General features: G+C 61.9%; 22 protein-coding genes and 1 tRNA gene. 10 read left to right on the top strand and 13 right to left on the bottom strand.

The window, feature by feature from the left end:
- Nucleotides 1-20: 20 nt before the first annotated feature.
- On the bottom strand, nucleotides 21-863 hold the full coding sequence (locus Q0974_RS08625) for a class II aldolase/adducin family protein (RefSeq protein WP_299326542.1): 843 nt from the start codon (nucleotides 861-863) through the stop codon (nucleotides 21-23).
- Nucleotides 864-1033: 170 nt separating this feature from the next.
- Here Q0974_RS08625 and Q0974_RS08630 point away from each other — a divergent pair, with 170 nt between their 5' ends.
- The 6 genes from Q0974_RS08630 (at nucleotide 1034) to Q0974_RS08655 (ending at nucleotide 4763) form a co-directional block, all read left to right on the top strand.
- A complete protein-coding gene (locus tag Q0974_RS08630; RefSeq protein ID WP_299326545.1) occupies nucleotides 1034-1453 on the top strand; it encodes a hypothetical protein in 420 nt (139 codons plus the stop codon).
- Between the two features lie 143 nt (nucleotides 1454-1596).
- Entirely contained in the window at nucleotides 1597-1956 is a 360-nt protein-coding gene (gene rpsF / locus Q0974_RS08635; protein WP_299326547.1) for a 30S ribosomal protein S6, read from the top strand.
- A gap of 24 nt (nucleotides 1957-1980) precedes the next feature.
- Nucleotides 1981-2205, top strand: coding sequence for a 30S ribosomal protein S18 (gene rpsR, locus Q0974_RS08640; protein ID WP_299326550.1), 225 nt, complete (start codon nucleotides 1981-1983; stop codon nucleotides 2203-2205).
- 10 nt (nucleotides 2206-2215) lie between these two features.
- Complete coding sequence (rplI, locus tag Q0974_RS08645; RefSeq protein ID WP_299326553.1) at nucleotides 2216-2932, top strand: 50S ribosomal protein L9; 717 nt, start codon at nucleotides 2216-2218, stop codon at nucleotides 2930-2932.
- A gap of 92 nt (nucleotides 2933-3024) precedes the next feature.
- Entirely contained in the window at nucleotides 3025-4098 is a 1074-nt protein-coding gene (locus Q0974_RS08650) for a hypothetical protein (RefSeq protein WP_299326556.1), read from the top strand.
- A 2-nt stretch (nucleotides 4099-4100) separates the two neighbouring features.
- Nucleotides 4101-4763, top strand: a complete 663-nt coding sequence (locus Q0974_RS08655; RefSeq protein ID WP_299326559.1) for a Fe2+-dependent dioxygenase — start codon at nucleotides 4101-4103, stop codon at nucleotides 4761-4763.
- Nucleotides 4764-4770: 7 nt separating this feature from the next.
- Here Q0974_RS08655 and Q0974_RS08660 read toward each other — a convergent pair whose 3' ends face one another.
- Together Q0974_RS08660 and folE are read right to left on the bottom strand one after the other, a co-directional pair.
- Entirely contained in the window at nucleotides 4771-5262 is a 492-nt protein-coding gene (locus Q0974_RS08660) for a hypothetical protein (protein WP_299326562.1), read from the bottom strand.
- Nucleotides 5263-5320: 58 nt separating this feature from the next.
- The gene (folE, locus tag Q0974_RS08665) at nucleotides 5321-5938 is read right to left on the bottom strand and encodes a GTP cyclohydrolase I FolE (RefSeq protein WP_299326565.1); all 618 of its coding nucleotides are present in this window, start codon (nucleotides 5936-5938) and stop codon (nucleotides 5321-5323) included.
- Nucleotides 5939-6037: 99 nt separating this feature from the next.
- Here folE and Q0974_RS08670 point away from each other — a divergent pair, with 99 nt between their 5' ends.
- Complete coding sequence (locus Q0974_RS08670) at nucleotides 6038-6886, top strand: TauD/TfdA family dioxygenase (protein ID WP_299326568.1); 849 nt, start codon at nucleotides 6038-6040, stop codon at nucleotides 6884-6886.
- 216 nt (nucleotides 6887-7102) lie between these two features.
- On the opposite strand, the gene Q0974_RS08675 is transcribed toward Q0974_RS08670, so the two are convergent.
- From Q0974_RS08675 to Q0974_RS08705, 7 genes are all read right to left on the bottom strand, one after another.
- On the bottom strand, nucleotides 7103-7966 hold the full coding sequence (locus Q0974_RS08675; RefSeq protein ID WP_299326571.1) for a hypothetical protein: 864 nt from the start codon (nucleotides 7964-7966) through the stop codon (nucleotides 7103-7105).
- Nucleotides 7967-8069: 103 nt separating this feature from the next.
- On the bottom strand, nucleotides 8070-8384 hold the full coding sequence (locus Q0974_RS08680) for a hypothetical protein (protein WP_299326574.1): 315 nt from the start codon (nucleotides 8382-8384) through the stop codon (nucleotides 8070-8072).
- A gap of 155 nt (nucleotides 8385-8539) precedes the next feature.
- A tRNA-Arg gene (locus tag Q0974_RS08685) sits at nucleotides 8540-8616 on the bottom strand.
- Nucleotides 8617-8651: 35 nt separating this feature from the next.
- Nucleotides 8652-9128, bottom strand: a complete 477-nt coding sequence (locus Q0974_RS08690) for a DUF1178 family protein (protein WP_299326577.1) — start codon at nucleotides 9126-9128, stop codon at nucleotides 8652-8654.
- Nucleotides 9125-9955: a carbon-nitrogen hydrolase family protein gene (locus Q0974_RS08695; protein ID WP_299326580.1), complete on the bottom strand. Its 831-nt coding sequence runs from the start codon at nucleotides 9953-9955 to the stop codon at nucleotides 9125-9127. Before Q0974_RS08695 ends, Q0974_RS08690 begins: the two co-directional genes overlap by 4 nt.
- A gap of 268 nt (nucleotides 9956-10223) precedes the next feature.
- Nucleotides 10224-10481, bottom strand: a complete 258-nt coding sequence (gene grxC, locus Q0974_RS08700; RefSeq protein WP_299326583.1) for a glutaredoxin 3 — start codon at nucleotides 10479-10481, stop codon at nucleotides 10224-10226.
- 31 nt (nucleotides 10482-10512) lie between these two features.
- Nucleotides 10513-11274 (bottom strand): ComF family protein, encoded by a 762-nt coding sequence (locus tag Q0974_RS08705; protein WP_299326586.1) that lies wholly within the window; start codon nucleotides 11272-11274, stop codon nucleotides 10513-10515.
- A gap of 43 nt (nucleotides 11275-11317) precedes the next feature.
- On the opposite strand from Q0974_RS08705, the gene Q0974_RS08710 reads away from it, so the two are divergent.
- The gene (locus tag Q0974_RS08710; RefSeq protein WP_299326861.1) at nucleotides 11318-12172 is read left to right on the top strand and encodes a methyltransferase domain-containing protein; all 855 of its coding nucleotides are present in this window, start codon (nucleotides 11318-11320) and stop codon (nucleotides 12170-12172) included.
- 139 nt (nucleotides 12173-12311) lie between these two features.
- Here Q0974_RS08710 and Q0974_RS08715 read toward each other — a convergent pair whose 3' ends face one another.
- Nucleotides 12312-12716, bottom strand: coding sequence for a (deoxy)nucleoside triphosphate pyrophosphohydrolase (locus Q0974_RS08715; RefSeq protein ID WP_299326590.1), 405 nt, complete (start codon nucleotides 12714-12716; stop codon nucleotides 12312-12314).
- A 74-nt stretch (nucleotides 12717-12790) separates the two neighbouring features.
- Here Q0974_RS08715 and Q0974_RS08720 point away from each other — a divergent pair, with 74 nt between their 5' ends.
- A complete protein-coding gene (locus Q0974_RS08720) occupies nucleotides 12791-12964 on the top strand; it encodes a Flp family type IVb pilin (RefSeq protein WP_299326593.1) in 174 nt (57 codons plus the stop codon).
- A 168-nt stretch (nucleotides 12965-13132) separates the two neighbouring features.
- Complete coding sequence (locus tag Q0974_RS08725) at nucleotides 13133-13294, top strand: Flp family type IVb pilin (RefSeq protein WP_299326596.1); 162 nt, start codon at nucleotides 13133-13135, stop codon at nucleotides 13292-13294.
- 77 nt (nucleotides 13295-13371) lie between these two features.
- Here Q0974_RS08725 and Q0974_RS08730 read toward each other — a convergent pair whose 3' ends face one another.
- Nucleotides 13372-14838 (bottom strand): M48 family metalloprotease, encoded by a 1467-nt coding sequence (locus Q0974_RS08730; protein WP_299326598.1) that lies wholly within the window; start codon nucleotides 14836-14838, stop codon nucleotides 13372-13374.
- 76 nt (nucleotides 14839-14914) lie between these two features.
- The gene (locus Q0974_RS08735) at nucleotides 14915-15859 is read right to left on the bottom strand and encodes an acetyl-CoA carboxylase carboxyltransferase subunit alpha (protein WP_299326600.1); all 945 of its coding nucleotides are present in this window, start codon (nucleotides 15857-15859) and stop codon (nucleotides 14915-14917) included.
- Between the last annotated feature and the right edge of the window lie 3 nt (nucleotides 15860-15862).

Below are 15862 nucleotides of genomic sequence, written 5' to 3' on the forward strand. Positions count from 1 at the left end.
GCGTGCCGTCCGGCTTGGCCTCAATAATCGAAACCGGGGTTGGTGCGGTTCAGCTTCCGGATCAGCCCCGGCCAGATGAGATTGTCGCCGAGTCCTTTGGTGAAGGCCGGCGCTGCCTGCTGGAACACACGATGCGCCATGTCTTCGCTTTCCTCGTGCAGATGCTCCGTCCCGCCGATCGACTGCGCCAGGATCTGCGTCTTGCAGCTGTTTTCGAGCAGATACATGCGCAGGAACGCGATCGGACAATTCTCGCCGATGGTCAGCGTCCCATGGTTGCGCAGCATGAGCAGATTCTTCTCGCCGATATCCGCGATCAGCCGCTCGCGTTCGTCGAGATCGAGCGCGATGCCTTCATAATCGTGATAGGCGAGATCGTCGTAAACCTGCATCGAGAATTGGGTGTAGCGCCGCAGCCCCTCCTTCTGCACCGAGACGGCCACGCCATAGGGCGTATGCACATGGATGACGCAGCCCGCATCCTCGCGCGCGCTGTGCACGGCGCTGTGGATAGTGAACCCGGCGGCGTTCACGAAATATGGCGTTTCCTCTTTGGGATTGCCGTCCAGGCCGATCTTCACAAGCGATGAGGCCGTCATTTCGTCGAACATCACGCCATAGGGATTGATCAGGAAGCGCTCTTCGCCATCCTCATCCGGCAGGCGGACGGAAATGTGCGTGAAGACGAGATCGGTCCAGCCATAGACGGCGCACAGCCGATAGGTGGCCGCCAGATCGCAGCGCAGCTTCCATTCGATATCCGATACCTTGCCCTCGAGCCGGTCGATCTCGGTCGGATCGGGGATGTTGAAGCCCTGTTCCACTTCCAGAGCCGTTGCCGTTTCCTTCACTGCCGTCGCCATTGCCAATCTCCTCACTATTTCGCCCTGTCTTAGCGCCAAATGGGCCCTGCTGTCATCGCCATATTTGGCGAAACTCCGGTCGGCGCGCGCAATTTCATTACCTGCTGGGTAATTGGTTTTGGCGCAGCGATGTCCGAACTACGCGCAGTGCAGCGGATCGGAGAAGAGGCATGACGCAGGACTTTCACAAATTCTGGCTCAAGGTCACGGCCATCGTCGTCGGCTCGTTCGGCCCGGTCTTCTTTCTCGGTACAATGGAAGCGACCTTGGAACCGGCGCGCTGGAGCCTCGACCTGCTGGCCTGGCCAGTCGACGGTGCGCAAACCTTCGCGTCCGGCGATACGCGCTTTCTCTCGGCGTTGACGGGCGGATTCCTGTTCGGTTGGGGCGTGATGATTTGGTGCCTGTCGGGCACCGTGTACGACGCCGCACCTGAAGCTGTACGCAAAGTGGTGCTGACAGGCCTGCTCGCCTGGTTCGTCCTCGACAGCGCCGGATCGATAGCATCCGGCAATGCGATCAACGCATTGTTCAATGTGATTGTGCTGCTGATTGCGGTCGGTCCCTTGTGGCGACCGGCCAAGGCGTGAGGCTTGCCATTGGTGCGCAAAACCCCTAAATGGCGCGCTTCCGGGGTGAGACGCTAAGCGTCTTGCCCCTGATTTTTGAAGAAAGCCGGAGGGGCGTTTGCATGGTGCGGCGTCAGCGATCGGCCAGAAAGGTAAAATGAAGCATGGCTCTTTACGAGCATGTCTTCCTCGCGCGTCAGGACCTGGCTCAGGCCCAGGTGGACGGTCTTGCCGAGGAAGCAACCAAAATCATCGAAGCCAATGACGGCAAGGTCACGCGGACCGAGACCTGGGGTCTCAAGTCCCTCGCCTACCCGATCCAGAAGAATCGCAAGGCGCATTATGTGATGCTCCATGTCGATGCTCCGGGCACTGTCGTCGAGGAACTCGAACGCCAGACGCGCATCAACGAAGACGTCATCCGCTATATGACGATCCGCGTCGACGAGCATGAAGAAGGCCCGTCGATCATGATGCGCAAGAATGAGCGCGATTCGAAGCGGCGCAGCCGCGACGACGACTAGACCGGCGACAAGGAGACACAGATCATGGCACGCCCATTTTTCCGCCGCCGCAAGAGCTGCCCCTTTTCGGGCAACGACGCGCCGGTCATCGATTACAAGGACGTCAAGCTGCTGCAGGGGTTCCTCTCCGAGCGCGGCAAGATCGTCCCGTCCCGCATCACCGCCGTTTCGGCGAAGAAGCAGCGCGAGCTGGCCAAGGCGATCAAACGCGCCCGGCATATCGGCCTCTTGCCCTACATCGTGAAATAGGAGCGGACACATGGATATCATTCTGCTCGAACGCGTCGGCAATCTCGGCACCATCGGCGATGTCGTGACCGTGAAAGACGGTTATGCGCGCAACTTCCTGCTGCCGAACAAGAAGGCCCTGCGCGCCAACAAGGCGAACAAGGAAATCTTCGAAGCCAATCGCGAACGCCTCGAAAAAGAGAACGAAGAGCGCCGCGCGGCCGCCGCAACGGAAGGCGAGAAGATCGACGGCATGACGATCGAACTGATCCGTCAGGCCTCGCAGACCGGCCAGCTCTATGGCTCGGTTTCGGTACGCGATATCGTCGCCGATCTCGAAGAACGCGGCGAAGCGATCACCAAGAAGCAGGTCATCCTCGAACGGCCGATCAAGGAGATCGGCATGCACGAGGTGACGATCGTTCTGCACGCCGAGGTCGAAGCGACGATCAAGGTCAATGTGGCCCGCTCGCCCGAAGAGGCAGAGCGTCAGGCCGAGGGCATCGACGTCATCGCCGAGATGTTCGAGAAGGAACAGGCCGAGATCGCTGCTGCCGAAATCGGTGCGGAAGAAGAAGCCGAAACCGAAGCGGACGCCGAAGAGGCGGCCGCGGACGCGGCTGACGAAGCCAGCGATGAAGACGCGGAAGCCTCTGACGAGGACGGCGCGGAAACTGACGCGGAAGCCGAAGCAACGGCCGATGCCGAAGCGGCACCAGAAGGCGAAGAGAGCGAAGACAAGGCGTAAGTCTTCGCGAGACGCGAGTATCGAGGCGGGCGCGGCGCAATAGTCTTCCGGACTGGCGCCGCGCCCGCTTCTTTTTTAGGGGTAGCGGCGTAATGAACGACGGCCCTCCCCTCTCCCCCTTGGCCCAGGCATTCGCACAGGGTCCCGGCTGGTTTCCGCAACAGATGGATGCCGCCACGGACCGGGTCCTGCTCGTCCGAATGAGCGAAGAGGCGTATCGCACGGCGAGCTTTCTCGATCAGCGCATGCTCACCCAGCAAAGCCAGGCCCAATGGGCGAGTTGGAGCGAATTGGGAGCTGCCGATCAGGCGACGCGGCGCGATGCGCACTTCATCTTCCATATCGGCCATGTCGGCTCGACGCTGATCGCACGGCTGCTGGGCGAACTGGATGGCGTCTTTGCGCTGCGCGAACCGCAGATCCTGCGCAACTTCGCCGATCTCGCAGCGGATTATGGACAGCCGCATGCAGTCTGGTCCCCGGAAGTTTTCGATGCACGCCTTGAAACGGTGATCGGCTGGCTATCCCGCACCTTCGCGCCGAACGACCGTGCGCAGATCAAGGCCAGCAGTTTCGTCAGCGAGATTGCCGAGCAGTTGATTGGCCCCGATCTCAAGGCGCTGATGCTGCGCGTATCGCCGCAGCGCTATATCGAAACGATCCTTGCCGGCGATAACTCCCGGCAAGAACTCGCCATGCTCGCCTCGCAGCGATTGCGCAGGTTGCACGTGCGGTTGGGCAGCGAGAGCTGGCGGCTCTGGGAGCTGCCCGAAGCTACCCGCGCGGCCATGAGCTGGTTGAGCGAGATGATGGCGATGGACGCGGCCGCAACGGCCACGCCTAATGGTCATATCCATTGGCTCGATTTCGACGACTTTCTCGGAAATCCCGTGGATCGTCTCGCCGAAACGGCCGCGTTCTTCGGCATCGCCGCTGACAAGCCGACGATAACGTCGCTAACCGGCGGCCCGATCATGACGCAATATTCCAAGGCGCCCGAACATGGCTATAGTCGCGACATGCGGGAATCGCTGCTTGCCGAGGCGCGCGCGACGCATGCGGACGGCATCGCCGAGGCCTTGACCTGGCTCAATGACGCGGCGGACCGACATCCGCCAATTGCCGCGATGATGGCGCGGCATGCGAGTCGAGATACGGAGACGTAAGAATGTTCAAGATGATTTACGGCCTGCTCAACGGGCAGGATATCAAGGAACTGCGCGAGATCATCGAAACCGCCACCTTTGTCGACGGCAAGATCAGCAATCCGCATTCGCTGGTAAAGAACAATCTGCATCTCAACGACGAGAAGGCCTATGAGCGATCCTCGACCATCATGTCGAACGCCCTTGTGCGCAACGAGGAGTTCCGCAACTTTGCCTTTCCGCGCAAGATCGCCCCGCCGCTGATCACGCGCTACGAGAAGGGCATGCATTACGGGCTCCATCCCGACATGGCCTTCATGCAATCGGTCGACGGCCCGGTGCGCTCCGATGTCAGCTGCACCATCTTTCTCGCCGATCCGAGCACCTATGAAGGCGGCTCGCTGCACGTGAAGCAGGCGGACGGCCATATGCGCTTCAAGGGCGAACTCGGCTCGGCAATCGTCTATCCGTCAACGACCCTGCATGAGGTCGAAGAGGTGACGAAGGGCGAGCGGATCGTCGGCATCACCTTTATCGAGAGCCAGGTCGCCGATCCGGCCAAGCGCGAAATTCTCCACGAACTCAACGACGTCGCGGCGCTCGAAGGCGCGAACATGTCCGCCGACAATTTCACGCGTATACAGACGGTTCAGCAAAACCTCTTCCGCCGCTGGGGCGAGTGCTAAGCTCCCTTTAAGCCCCGCAATGCCATTCGGCGCGCATTTCGGTTTCGCCCTCCTGGCCCTCTTCGCGCACTACGACCGTCGCCGGTTTCACATTGACCGTTTCGACCATCTCACCGTCGCCCTCTTCCGGCGTCACTTCGATCGCGATCGCGCCAGCGGTGAAGGTGCCGCCATCCCATAGCGTATCGGCCTCGCCGCCGAACTCGAAATGGCGCATCGTGCCGTTCGGCAGCGCGATCGCATCGCCTTCGACGGCGACGAGCAGCGCTTTGCCATCCTCGACGACGCTGCAGCCTGCGCCCGGCTCCAGTTCGGCCTCGATAATGGCGTAGGAGATCGGCGCGAGCACTGGCTCCTGGGGTTCTTCAGGCGGCGCATCGACGGGTGTCAGCAGCGGCTGTTCGTCCTCGACACCCTCATCCGTCACACCATTGGTCGTGACTTCGGTTTCGCTGAGCTGGCCGTCACCACAGGCCGCCAACGCCAAGGCGCCGGCCATGACGACCCAGCTCCTGCCGGAGATACGCAACACTCGCCTCATATGTTCGTTCGCTTCCCTAGTAGCCCATCAATGAGAGGACTTCCTTACGGCTTCTGTCGTCGTCAAGAAAGCATCCGAGCAACCGACTTGTGGTCATTCCAACGCCTGGCGTGCGCACGCCCCGCGCCGTCATGCAGCTATGGCTGGCCTCGATGACAACAGCGACGCCATGCGGCTCGAGATTATCCCAGATGCACTTGGCAACCTCTGCGGTCAGCCGTTCCTGCACCTGCAGCCGCCGTGCGAAGCCGTTCAACACCCGCGCCAGCTTCGAAATCCCGACGACGCGGTTCGTTGGCATATAGGCAATCGACGCCTTGCCGATGATCGGCGCCATATGATGTTCGCAATGCGATTGAAACGGAATGTCTTTCAACAGCACAAGCTCGTCATAGCCGCCCACTTCCTCGAAGGTGCGCGCGAGATGCGTGGCCGGATCTTCCTCATAACCCTGGCAATATTCGCGCCAGGCCCGCGCCACGCGCTTGGGCGTATCGATCAGCCCCTCGCGCTCCGGATCGTCGCCGGCCCAGCGAATCAATGTGCGGATCGCGTCCTGCACATCGTCCGGCACGGGAATCTTGCCCGGCGCCTCGACGATATCGCCGTCCACCAATGGATCATAATCGCTCATAATGTCTCTTTTCCCAGAAATAGCGCTTTCATACCAGAGCTAGGTACTCTTGACGCGAACGTAAAGCTGGCCGAACGTACAGTGGCAAAGGAGGATGCCATGACCGCAATCACCGTCACCCCCTGCACCGGCCCCGGCGCCGAGATCGGCAATGTCGACCTGTCGCAGCCGCTCAGCGATGAAGATTTCGCCACGATCCGTCAGGCCTTTGCCGATCACGGCCTCATTTTCTTCCGCGATCAGACGATCACCCCGGAACAGCATATCGCCTTTGCCGAGCGCTGGGGCGATATCAACGTCAACCGCTTCTTCACGCCCGTCGATGGCTATCCTGAGATCGCGGAGGTCCGCAAAGAGCCCGATCAGAAGACCAATATCGGCGGCGGCTGGCACACCGATCATAGCTATGATCAGGAACCCGCCATGGGCTCCATTCTCGTCGCGCGCGAGCTGCCGCCTGCAGGCGGCGACACGATGTTCGCCGATATGGCTGCCGCCTATGACGCTCTGGACGCGGAGACCAAGGCCAAGCTCGACGGGCTCGAGGCCGTGCATTCGAGCAAGCATATTTTCGGCGGCGAATCGGCCTATAAGGATAGCGGCGATGTCGGCGAGCGGCTGCACAATGCCGATGCCGCCGATGCGCTCGACGATGTCGTCCACCCGGTCGTCATCACCCACCCGCTCTCGGGCAAGAAAATACTGTATGTGAACCCGGCCTTCACGCTGCGGATCAAGGGCTGGACTCCCGAAGCCAGCCTCGCGCTGCTCGGCCCGCTTTACGGGCATGCGATGCAAGACGAATTCGTCACCCGCTTCGAGTGGAAGCCCGGTTCGATCGCCTTCTGGGACAATCGGGCGACCTGGCATTATGCGCTCAACGATTATCAGGGCGAACGCCGCCTGATGCATCGGATCACACTCGAAGGCTGCGCGCTGGCGGCGTGATTTGTCAGACTCGACCTGTCGGTCGAGCGCCGCACCGGCCCGCTCCCCCTCCCGACCTCCCACAGGGTACACTTAATGGGAGGTCGGGAGGGGGAGCGGGCCGGTGCCGCGATTTTTCCGCCGAGGAAAAATTCTGACAAACAAACGCCCATAACTTCACACCGCTTCACACACCCCATGGCGCAAATTTCAGCGATACGCGCACCACGCCTCTCCTCACCGCCGATCCGCCTCGTCGCGTTCGTCGATAATCTGAAACTGCCTGGAGCGCTCGGCGCGGGCCCAGTCGAGGTCTGTCCAGCTCTCGCTCTGCTCCGGATCGAGATCGGAAATGTGGATATCGGCCGGGTCGGTGCGTGCGATGCGCAGCAGCTCGCGCGCCTTGTCGAACTGCGCGATCAAGGCTTTTTCATCGAGCGCCGCAACGAGCTCCCTGTGATCCATGGGTTCGTCGACTATGGCCAGCATCGCCTCTGCATCTTCCGGCCCCGCGCCCAGCGCATCGGCCAGCGCATCGAAGGCCGAGGCCGCGCGCCGCGCCGGCGCCATGGTCTCCTCGAAACGCGAAAGTTCGCGGTCGAGCCGCGACAGCGTCCATTGCAGATGGCGATTGTCATGGCGCAGCCGGTGGCCCGTCTCCTCGCCATGATAGACGATCGTTTCGGTCGTGCCGTTCATCGCCCGCTCCATCGCCTCGTCGGCCAGCCGGTCCCGCGCGATCAGACGCGCCGCATCCCAAAGCCTTGCGAAAAGCCGCCCCTCGGGCTTGCGGCGCAGATGATAGGCGGATTCGCGCGACAGCCCGACCTCGTCCGCGGCCGCCTTCACCGAACCCGTCGGCGAAAGCATAACGACGAACGCCCGCTGCCGCTCCGGCGTCCACCCGTCCGTCCGCCACCTGAGCTTCGCCTCATCCTCGGGCGACACCCCGCCGGCCGAGCGGACGCCATGGGTGACGCCATCCCAAAAGGCCTGGGTCTCGGCGTCGGTCGCGTAATCGGGGGTTGGAAGCTCGGGCGGCGCCGCGGACGCGTTATCGACGGGTTGAAGGGCGGATACGGATTCGGTTTTCTCAGTCATGCGACCGGAATAACCTATTTGGTTATGTGTAGGACAGTAGCATCGTCATTGCGAGGGCCGCAGGACTGCGGCAATCCAGAGCCGCAGGCGATATCGCGACGCGTCAATCGTTCAAATTCAGCAGGCTACGGGTCCCGGCATCCAGGCCATCGGCCCGGGTGATGCAGACGATCCTGTCGGGAAAATGCTCGACGATCCGGACCTTCAGATCCTCGAAATGCTCGACAATCTGGACTGCCATATCGGGCGACGAGGAGCATGTGCCGACCACCTGCCAGCGTTCGTCTTCGAAATGATCGACGATCCTGATCTGGGTATCCGGAAAATGATCGACGATCTCGACCGCAATATCCGCTATCTGCGCATGCGCCGTGCTGGAGATGATGGAAGCAGCCGCCGCCAGAACCAGATATTTCATGCCATTTACCCCCCAATAGTCTCTCGCTCCACCGGCCTACACTATCCGCGACCGACAGGACATGAACAGCTTTCCTTGGTAAAACCGGCATGGCGAGAGAGACCGCTCCGGCCCAAAGTATACCGAGCGCAGCGAGGGACTTTGGGACGAAACTCTGGTGCGCCCGACAGGATTCGAACCTGTGGCCCCCGGATTAGGAATCCGATGCTCTATCCGACTGAGCTACGGGCGCTTCCGAGGCGCTGTTAGGCCTGCCCCGCCAGCGGGTCAATTGTCGCTTTTGGGCGGCCGGACAGGTAAGGGGAGCGGAGCGACTGGCACGCCGTCTTCGACCAGGGATTTGGCGTCCTCGATCGTCGTCTGGCCGTGGATCGGGCGTTCGTCGATTTCGCCATCATGCATGGCGCGCGCCTCGTCCGCGAACTTGTCGCCGACATAATCTGAATTTTCGAGCGCCTTGGCCTGCTCTTTGGCGAGACTTTCCAGCACGGCCTTCATCTGCGCCGGGTCGGGGTTCGTGTTAGAGACGGAAACGGCTTTGTCCCCTGCCACGCCGGAACCGTCCTTTTTGCGATTACCCTTCGTGCCGACCGCCGGGGCCATCAGCGCTTTGGAGATATCGCCCGAACCGCAGATCGGGCAACTGACCAGCCCTTTCTCGCGCTGCTCCTCATAGTCCGCGCTCGAGCCGAACCAGGCTTCGAAGACATGGTTGTCGCCGCATTGCAGGTCGAACACGATCATACCGCAGGCTCCGGCACGGCAAAGGCGCGGCGGTGGCGAAGGACCGGGATACGCTTGCGAACCTCGTCGAGGAGAGCCAGGTCGATCTCGGCAAAGCCGACGCCCGTCCCCTCGCCCATGTCGAGCACTATCTCGCCCCAGGGATCGACGACGAGGCTATGGCCGAACGTATCGCGGCCATCCTCGTGATGCCCATATTGCGCGGCGGCGATCACGAAGCCCGCGGACTCGATGGCGCGGGCGCGCATCAGCACATGCCAGTGCGCTTTTCCCGTCGGCACGGTGAAGGCGGCGGGGATGGCGAGCATGGTCGCCCCGCCGTCGCTCAGCGCGCGATAGAGATCGGCGAAGCGCAGATCGTAACACACCGAGAGGCCGAGTGGCCCGAGCGGCGTATCGGCGATCACGGCCCGTTCGCCCGCATCATAGGTGGAGGATTCGCGCCAGCTCTCGCCGGTATCGAGATCGACATCGAACAGATGGATCTTGTCATAGCGCGCGCGGATTGCGCCGGTATCGTCGATCACAAAGCCGCGATTGACGAGGCGGGCCGGGTCGTTATCCGCGCGCAGGGCCAGCGAACCGAGATGCATCCAGATGCCCTGCTCCGCCGCCGCCTCGCGAACGGCCGCGAGCACCATGTCGTCGCTCTCGGTTGCGAGATGCGCCGCGGCGCGCTTGCGCTTCTGGTCGAGCAGCCCGCTCATTTCGGGCGTGAACAGCATGGCCGCGCCGCCCGCCTTGGCCTCGGCGATACCGTCCACCAGCGTTGCAGCGTTCGCGTCGGGATCGATCCCGCCATTCATCTGAAGGAGCGCGATACGCATATAAGGGTCAGAACCTATCAATCACACCGGCGTGGCGTCCAAATGGCGAACATATCGGGCCGAAGGACGCGCCGCGAAGGCTTAATGCCTTTGCAAGCGTTCTTCGGTTCGAGATGAAAGCCATTTGGACGTCCCTACGGGATTTGACCGAAATGGCCCATTGCGGCGTCAAAAAGTCTTGAAATATCGACATATTCCTACGCCTTTCTTCCTTGCACTGGGCCATTTCGCCTCAAACCACGCCGGTGTGATTGATAGGTTCTGACCCTTAGCCCGCGAGCAGCGGGTCCAGCTCCCCGGCCGCGTCGAGCGCGGCGAGATCGTCCGACCCGCCGATATGCCGGTCGTCGATGAAAATCTGTGGCACGGTGCGCGCGCCATTGCTGCGGCCGAGCATCTCGTCGCGCTTGGCCGCGTTCATGGTGATGTCGGTTTCCTCAAACTCGACGCCTTTCGACGCGAGCAAATTCTTCGCGCGCGCGCAGTAGCCGCAAAGAAATTTCGTATAGATTTCGACCTTCGCCATGTCCGCAATGTGTGGAGTGCGGCGGTACGCGTCAATAGTCGGCCTCTTCCGCCGTGCAGACCCGCGCCCAGCAGCGGACGTGCACTTCAGCCGCGCCCGCCTTTTTCAACGCCTTCGCACAGGCCGATGCGGTCGCCCCGCTCGTATAGACATCGTCGACCAAAACCACGGCTTTGCCGTCCAGCGCGTCGCGATGCCGGGGATTGACGGCAAAGGCACCGCGCACCGTTTTTGCCCGCTCTTTCGCCCCCATCGCTCGTAAATAGGGCGTCGCGCGTGTCCGCTCCAGCGCATTGAGATGCAGCCTGCCCCGGTCTTCTCCGGCCAGCGCCCGGGCGATCAGCGCCGACTGGTTGAACCCGCGCCGCCAGAGCCGGCCGCGATGCAGTGGCACGGGCACGATCGGCGCATGCTCCAACTCGTCCATATGTCGCTGCATCGATCCGGCTATGAGCCTGGCCAGCCCGATCCGCCCGCCATATTTGAGCCGCAGGGCAATCGTTCGCTCGACATCGCCATAGCGGACCGCTGCCCGCATCGTATCAAAAGGTGGCGGGTCGGCGAGGCACGCGCCGCAGATCACACCATCGCCGGCCGGCGTCGCCAGCGGAACGCCGCACTGATGGCAGCCCTGGTCCAGATGCTCGAGCTGGCTCCAGCAATCGATACAGAAGCGATCCGCGCCATCGACGATCACACCGCAGGACGGGCAACGCGTCGGCAGCGCGAAATCGAGCACGGGTTTGGCAATTCGGGTGACCATCTCGGGCAGAAGGTGCGAAGGGGCCGCCATGACCATCTTGTCCCGCACTGTGCGGCCGGGCACAAGCCCCGCCATGGATTCCGCGCCCGCCGATACGCCCTTCGACCGCGCGCTGCGCCGCGTGCGCCGGGATCGCGCGGCGGCGCGCTGGGCGGAGCATGCCTTTCTGCAAGCGCACATGGCGGCGGAATTGCTCGAGCGGCTGGCGATGGTCCAGCGGGATTTTTCGCGTGCGCTGATCCTCGGTTATGCGGGCGAGGAATTGCCCGAAAGACTCTCGGCGATGGGGATCGATACCGTCACCGCCGATCCCGGCTATCGGCTCGCCCGGGGCGCGGGCGGCGTTCAGTGCGATGAAGACCGCCTGCCCTTCGCCGATGCGAGCTTCGATCTCGTCCTCTCGGCAGGCACGCTCGACACGGTCAACGATCTGCCCGGCGCGCTCGCGCTGATTCGGCGATCGTTGAAGCCCGACGGCCTGTTTCTCGGCGCGTTTCTGGGCTCGGGCAGCCTGCCTATGCTGCGCCGGGCAATGATGGAGGGCGATCTCACTGGCGATATCAGCGCGCCGCGCATCCATCCGCAGATCGATATCCGGGCGGCCGGCGATCTGCTCGGGCGAGCCGGATTCGCACTGCAGGTGGCCGATGGCGAGACGCTGACCGTGCGCTATCCGGGATTAATGCGTCTGGTGTCCGATCTACGCGGCTCGGCAAGTTCGAGCCTGTTACGCGGACCGCCACCCACGCGCATGGCGCTCGCAGCCGCCCATGCCGTTTTCGAAGCACAGCAAAGTGAGGGCAAGACGGCCGAAACCTTCGAAATCGTCTATCTGACAGGTTGGGCGCCAGCGCCCGATCAACCCAAGCCCGCCGCGCGGGGCAGCGGCACCGCTTCGCTGGCCAATGTCCTTAAAAAGCGCGGCTAGCGGGTCGGTGATTTGATAGAATCGTCATTGCGAGGAGCAAAGCGACGAAGCAATCCAGAGCCGCAGACGCTGCCGCTAGCTGCTCTGGATTGCTTCGCTGCGCTCGCAATGACGGTTTTCAGCCTGATAGCATCATGCTCTAAAGCAGCGCCTCCAGCAGGCCGATCAATGGCTTGTCCGCCGGTGGCATATCGAGCCCGTGCAGCTCGTGCGGATAGACCCATTTGAGTTCGGGTGCCTCTTTCGGCTGCGGTATCCCGGTCCATTTGCGGCAGACATATATGAGCAATAACAGATGCTTATCGCCGAGCGGCTCACTCGCAAAACAGGCCGGCGCAAGGCAGGATTGCTCGGTTTCGACGCCGAGCTCCTCCTTCAGTTCGCGGATCAGCGCGGTCTCTGGTGTTTCGCCGGGTTCGCATTTCCCGCCCGGAAACTCCCACAGCCCGGCCATCGGCCTCCCCTCGGGCCGTTTCTGGACGAGAATGCGGCCATCCCGATCGACCAAAGCGGCTGCGGCAACGTTGAGAAAGCTGGGATTCATGTGAGTTGTTATCACTTTCTTAAACCGGGCATGCGATGCCTCACAGCGGGTATGGAAAAACGGGGTATGACGCCATGAAAAAATGGCTTGGCAGAATTGTATCTGATGAACGCGGCGCCACCGCGGTTGAGTATGGGCTGATCATATCTTTGGTCGTGCTCGCGATGCTCGCCGCGCTGACGAATGTCGCCAATTCGACGACCGGCATGTGGAACAATGTGTCGGACAATGTGTCGGAAAGCTCCTGATCCGTCGAGAAACAGGGTTTTGCGCCGCTCGCAAAGGTTAATTGCACGAAAAGTGCCGACTTTAAGGGTTTCGCAAGACCTGCCGCCTAAAACCCCTTCAGTCGGTTCGAACAAGTTGGACTGGCGGGGTATTTGGAAACCTGCATTTGGAACCTAAGGAGACCAGAAATGAAAAATTTCCGTAAGATGCTGAAAGACAGCAAGGGCGCCACGGCTATTGAATATGGCCTGATCGCTGCTCTGATCGCTGTTGCTGCCATCACCGCGATGAGCACGCTGGGTAACACGCTCGGCAATACGTTCAACAACGTATCGGATGAAATGGAGTAAACTCCGCTTCATCGTAAAAAGGAGACGGGCGGCGAAGCAATTCGCCGCCCGTTTTCTTTTGTCCGCGTTACATGCGCCTAACGGCGGCCGTAGACGACGAGCTTGACCCGCTGCCCGGCGCGCAACGTGTCGCCGGAGCCCAGCGCGTTGAGCACCCGGAACCGTTCTTCCCGATAATTGCTATAGGCCATGCGCGAAGCGAGGCCGCTGATCGTATCGCCGCGCTGCACCGTGACGACATCGATCACGCGCGGCCGGATCTCCGCGGCTTCGCTGGCCGAGAGCCGCGAGACCGATCCCAGCATCGATACGAACGGCCCGATGCCCTGCCCGGCCCGCGTGACCGTGAGGAAATGATATTTGCGGTTGCCGCCGAAATCATAGGCGGTGACGGTGACATCGACCTGGTTCGAGCCGCTGTTGACCCGGGCGCTGGCCTGCGCGCTCGGCAAGCCATTGATCGTGCCAGAGCGTATATTGCCATAATTGATCCGCTGATTATTGCCGCCGAGCTGACGGAAGACCTGGCCAAGATAGGCTTCCAGGCTGGCCGAAGACTGGCCGCCGCCGAACTGCGCCTGACCGTTGGGGCCGGTGACGACAACCGCACTCGTGCCGTTCTGCATGGTGTAACCCCGCGGTACGGTGAATTGCAGGCGCAGATCCGGGTGCCGGAAGGTGTTGCCTTCGATTATGCCCTGCGCCGGATCCTCGCCATAGAGCATGCCGTCGATGGCGTTCAGAAACGTATCGCTGTTGGTGATGCCGGTTCCGGGCCGTGGAGCATATTGGGCTGCGAGAGTGCGCGCCCGCGAGACGCGTTCGGCGGTATTGGGGTGGGTGCTCGCCCATTCCGGCAGCGCGCGTGCATTGCGCCCCTGGATCGAGGCCTGGAGATTCGTCTGTGCGGCAAGCGAGGCGAGGATCGACGCGGACGCATAGGGGTCGTAGCCGGCACCGCTCAGATAGCGGACTCCGACCTGGTCGGCTTCATATTCCTGTTCGCGTGAGTAGCTGAGCGTGTAGAGCTGCGCCGCCTGTCCGGCGAGATTTGTGATCTCACCCGATCCGGTCAGGATACCGAGCCCGACGGCGAGAATCTGGCCAATCGTATTGCGCGACTGGCGGGCGGCCGAATGACGCAGGGCAACATGCGCGACTTCGTGCCCCAGCACCGAGGCCAGTTCGGCCTCGCTGTTCATCAGCCCGACCAGGTTGCGCGTGATATAGATATAGCCGCCGGGCACTGCGAAGGCATTGTGCACGGGGGAATTGAGGAGCGTCACCGTAAAATCGGTTTGTGCGTTGGAAAGCCCGGACTGTAAGGCGATATTCCGGCCGACCCGCACGACATAGGCCGATTGCGGCCCGGAATAGGAATCGCCGAACTGCTGGAGCAATTGGGCATGGACTTGCGCGCCCTGCTGGCGTTCGCGCTCGGTAATCGCATCGCCGGGGCCGGGCCCCGAGCCCGGGAACGGGAGCCCCGCGCAGCTGCCGGCCAGCGCGGCCGTCGAAATCAGAAATGCCAGTCTGAGCTTCACGATTCGCCTCCACTGCTTGTCCATGCCGGTATAACCGTGTCGCAGGCGATTTCGTTCCGCAACTATCTGCCGCCGCTTATTTTCCCATATCGAGGAATTTGGCGCGGCGGGCGAGACGCAATTTTTCAGCCGGTACACCCGATAATTTCCTCAACTCGTCAGCCAGCGCCTTGCCGAGCGCTTCGATCGCGACCTCCGGCTGGCGATGCGCGCCGCCGACCGGCTCGCCGATCACCTTGTCGATCACGCCAAGTTTTTTCAGTTCGCTGGCGCTGATCCGCATCGCTTCGGCGGCATCGGCCGCCTTGTCTGCAGTGCGCCACAGGATTGAGGCGCAGCCTTCGGGCGAAATCACCGAATAGATGGCGTGTTCGAACATCAGCACCGAGTTTGCGCTGGAGAGCGCGATCGCGCCGCCCGACCCACCTTCGCCAACGATTGCCGCGATAATGGGAACATTCAATTGCAGACACGCCTGGGTCGAGCGCGCGATCGCTTCGGCCTGAGCACGCTCCTCGGCCTGAATGCCCGGGAAAGCGCCGGGCGTATCGACCAGGGTGACGACCGGCAGGCCGAACCGGTCGGCGAGTTTCATCAGCCGGATCGCCTTGCGATAGCCCTCGGGCTTGGCCATCCCGAAATTGTGCCGCAGCCGGCTCTCGGTATCGTCACCCTTTTCATGACCCATGACGAGCACGCGATGGCCGTGGATGCGGCCGAAACCGCCCATGATCGCCAGATCGTCCGAAAAGGCGCGGTCGCCGGCGAGCGGCATGAAATCCTCCACGAAACCAGCGACATAATCTTTGAAATGCGGCCGGTCCGGATGGCGGGCGACCTGCGTCTTCTGCCAGGGCGTCAAACGCTCATAGGTCTCGCGCAGCATCTTTTCCGACTTTTTCTCGAGCCGCTTGATCTCCGTATCGATATTGAGATCGCCGGAATTCGCCATGTCGCGCAACTCGGCGAGCTGGGCCTGCAGATCGGCGATAGGTTTTTCGAAGTCGAGAAAATGCTGCATAGC

Origin of the sequence: Parasphingopyxis sp. (assembly GCF_028279465.1) — a bacterium.
Taxonomy (GTDB): Bacteria; Pseudomonadota; Alphaproteobacteria; order Sphingomonadales; family Sphingomonadaceae; genus Parasphingopyxis.

Excerpts from the sequence above, each read along its gene's own strand:
- Q0974_RS08720 (WP_299326593.1), top strand. The coding sequence starts at position 12,791 with ATGAAAAAATGGCTTGGCAGAATTGTATCTGATGAACGCGGCGCCACC.
- Q0974_RS08625 (WP_299326542.1), bottom strand. The coding sequence starts at position 863 with ATGGCGACGGCAGTGAAGGAAACGGCAACGGCTCTGGAAGTGGAACAG.
- grxC (WP_299326583.1), bottom strand. The coding sequence starts at position 10,481 with ATGGCGAAGGTCGAAATCTATACGAAATTTCTTTGCGGCTACTGCGCG.
- rpsR (WP_299326550.1), top strand. The coding sequence starts at position 1,981 with ATGGCACGCCCATTTTTCCGCCGCCGCAAGAGCTGCCCCTTTTCGGGC.
- Q0974_RS08680 (WP_299326574.1), bottom strand. The coding sequence starts at position 8,384 with ATGAAATATCTGGTTCTGGCGGCGGCTGCTTCCATCATCTCCAGCACG.
- Q0974_RS08660 (WP_299326562.1), bottom strand. The coding sequence starts at position 5,262 with ATGGCCGGCGCCTTGGCGTTGGCGGCCTGTGGTGACGGCCAGCTCAGC.
- Q0974_RS08630 (WP_299326545.1), top strand. The coding sequence starts at position 1,034 with ATGACGCAGGACTTTCACAAATTCTGGCTCAAGGTCACGGCCATCGTC.
- Q0974_RS08705 (WP_299326586.1), bottom strand. The coding sequence starts at position 11,274 with ATGGCGGCCCCTTCGCACCTTCTGCCCGAGATGGTCACCCGAATTGCC.
- rpsF (WP_299326547.1), top strand. The coding sequence starts at position 1,597 with ATGGCTCTTTACGAGCATGTCTTCCTCGCGCGTCAGGACCTGGCTCAG.
- rplI (WP_299326553.1), top strand. The coding sequence starts at position 2,216 with ATGGATATCATTCTGCTCGAACGCGTCGGCAATCTCGGCACCATCGGC.
- Q0974_RS08650 (WP_299326556.1), top strand. The coding sequence starts at position 3,025 with ATGAACGACGGCCCTCCCCTCTCCCCCTTGGCCCAGGCATTCGCACAG.
- Q0974_RS08695 (WP_299326580.1), bottom strand. The coding sequence starts at position 9,955 with ATGCGTATCGCGCTCCTTCAGATGAATGGCGGGATCGATCCCGACGCG.
- folE (WP_299326565.1), bottom strand. The coding sequence starts at position 5,938 with ATGAGCGATTATGATCCATTGGTGGACGGCGATATCGTCGAGGCGCCG.
- Q0974_RS08690 (WP_299326577.1), bottom strand. The coding sequence starts at position 9,128 with ATGATCGTGTTCGACCTGCAATGCGGCGACAACCATGTCTTCGAAGCC.
- Q0974_RS08735 (WP_299326600.1), bottom strand. The coding sequence starts at position 15,859 with ATGCAGCATTTTCTCGACTTCGAAAAACCTATCGCCGATCTGCAGGCC.
- Q0974_RS08710 (WP_299326861.1), top strand. The coding sequence starts at position 11,318 with ATGGATTCCGCGCCCGCCGATACGCCCTTCGACCGCGCGCTGCGCCGC.
- Q0974_RS08655 (WP_299326559.1), top strand. The coding sequence starts at position 4,101 with ATGTTCAAGATGATTTACGGCCTGCTCAACGGGCAGGATATCAAGGAA.
- Q0974_RS08715 (WP_299326590.1), bottom strand. The coding sequence starts at position 12,716 with ATGAATCCCAGCTTTCTCAACGTTGCCGCAGCCGCTTTGGTCGATCGG.
- Q0974_RS08670 (WP_299326568.1), top strand. The coding sequence starts at position 6,038 with ATGACCGCAATCACCGTCACCCCCTGCACCGGCCCCGGCGCCGAGATC.
- Q0974_RS08725 (WP_299326596.1), top strand. The coding sequence starts at position 13,133 with ATGAAAAATTTCCGTAAGATGCTGAAAGACAGCAAGGGCGCCACGGCT.
- Q0974_RS08675 (WP_299326571.1), bottom strand. The coding sequence starts at position 7,966 with ATGACTGAGAAAACCGAATCCGTATCCGCCCTTCAACCCGTCGATAAC.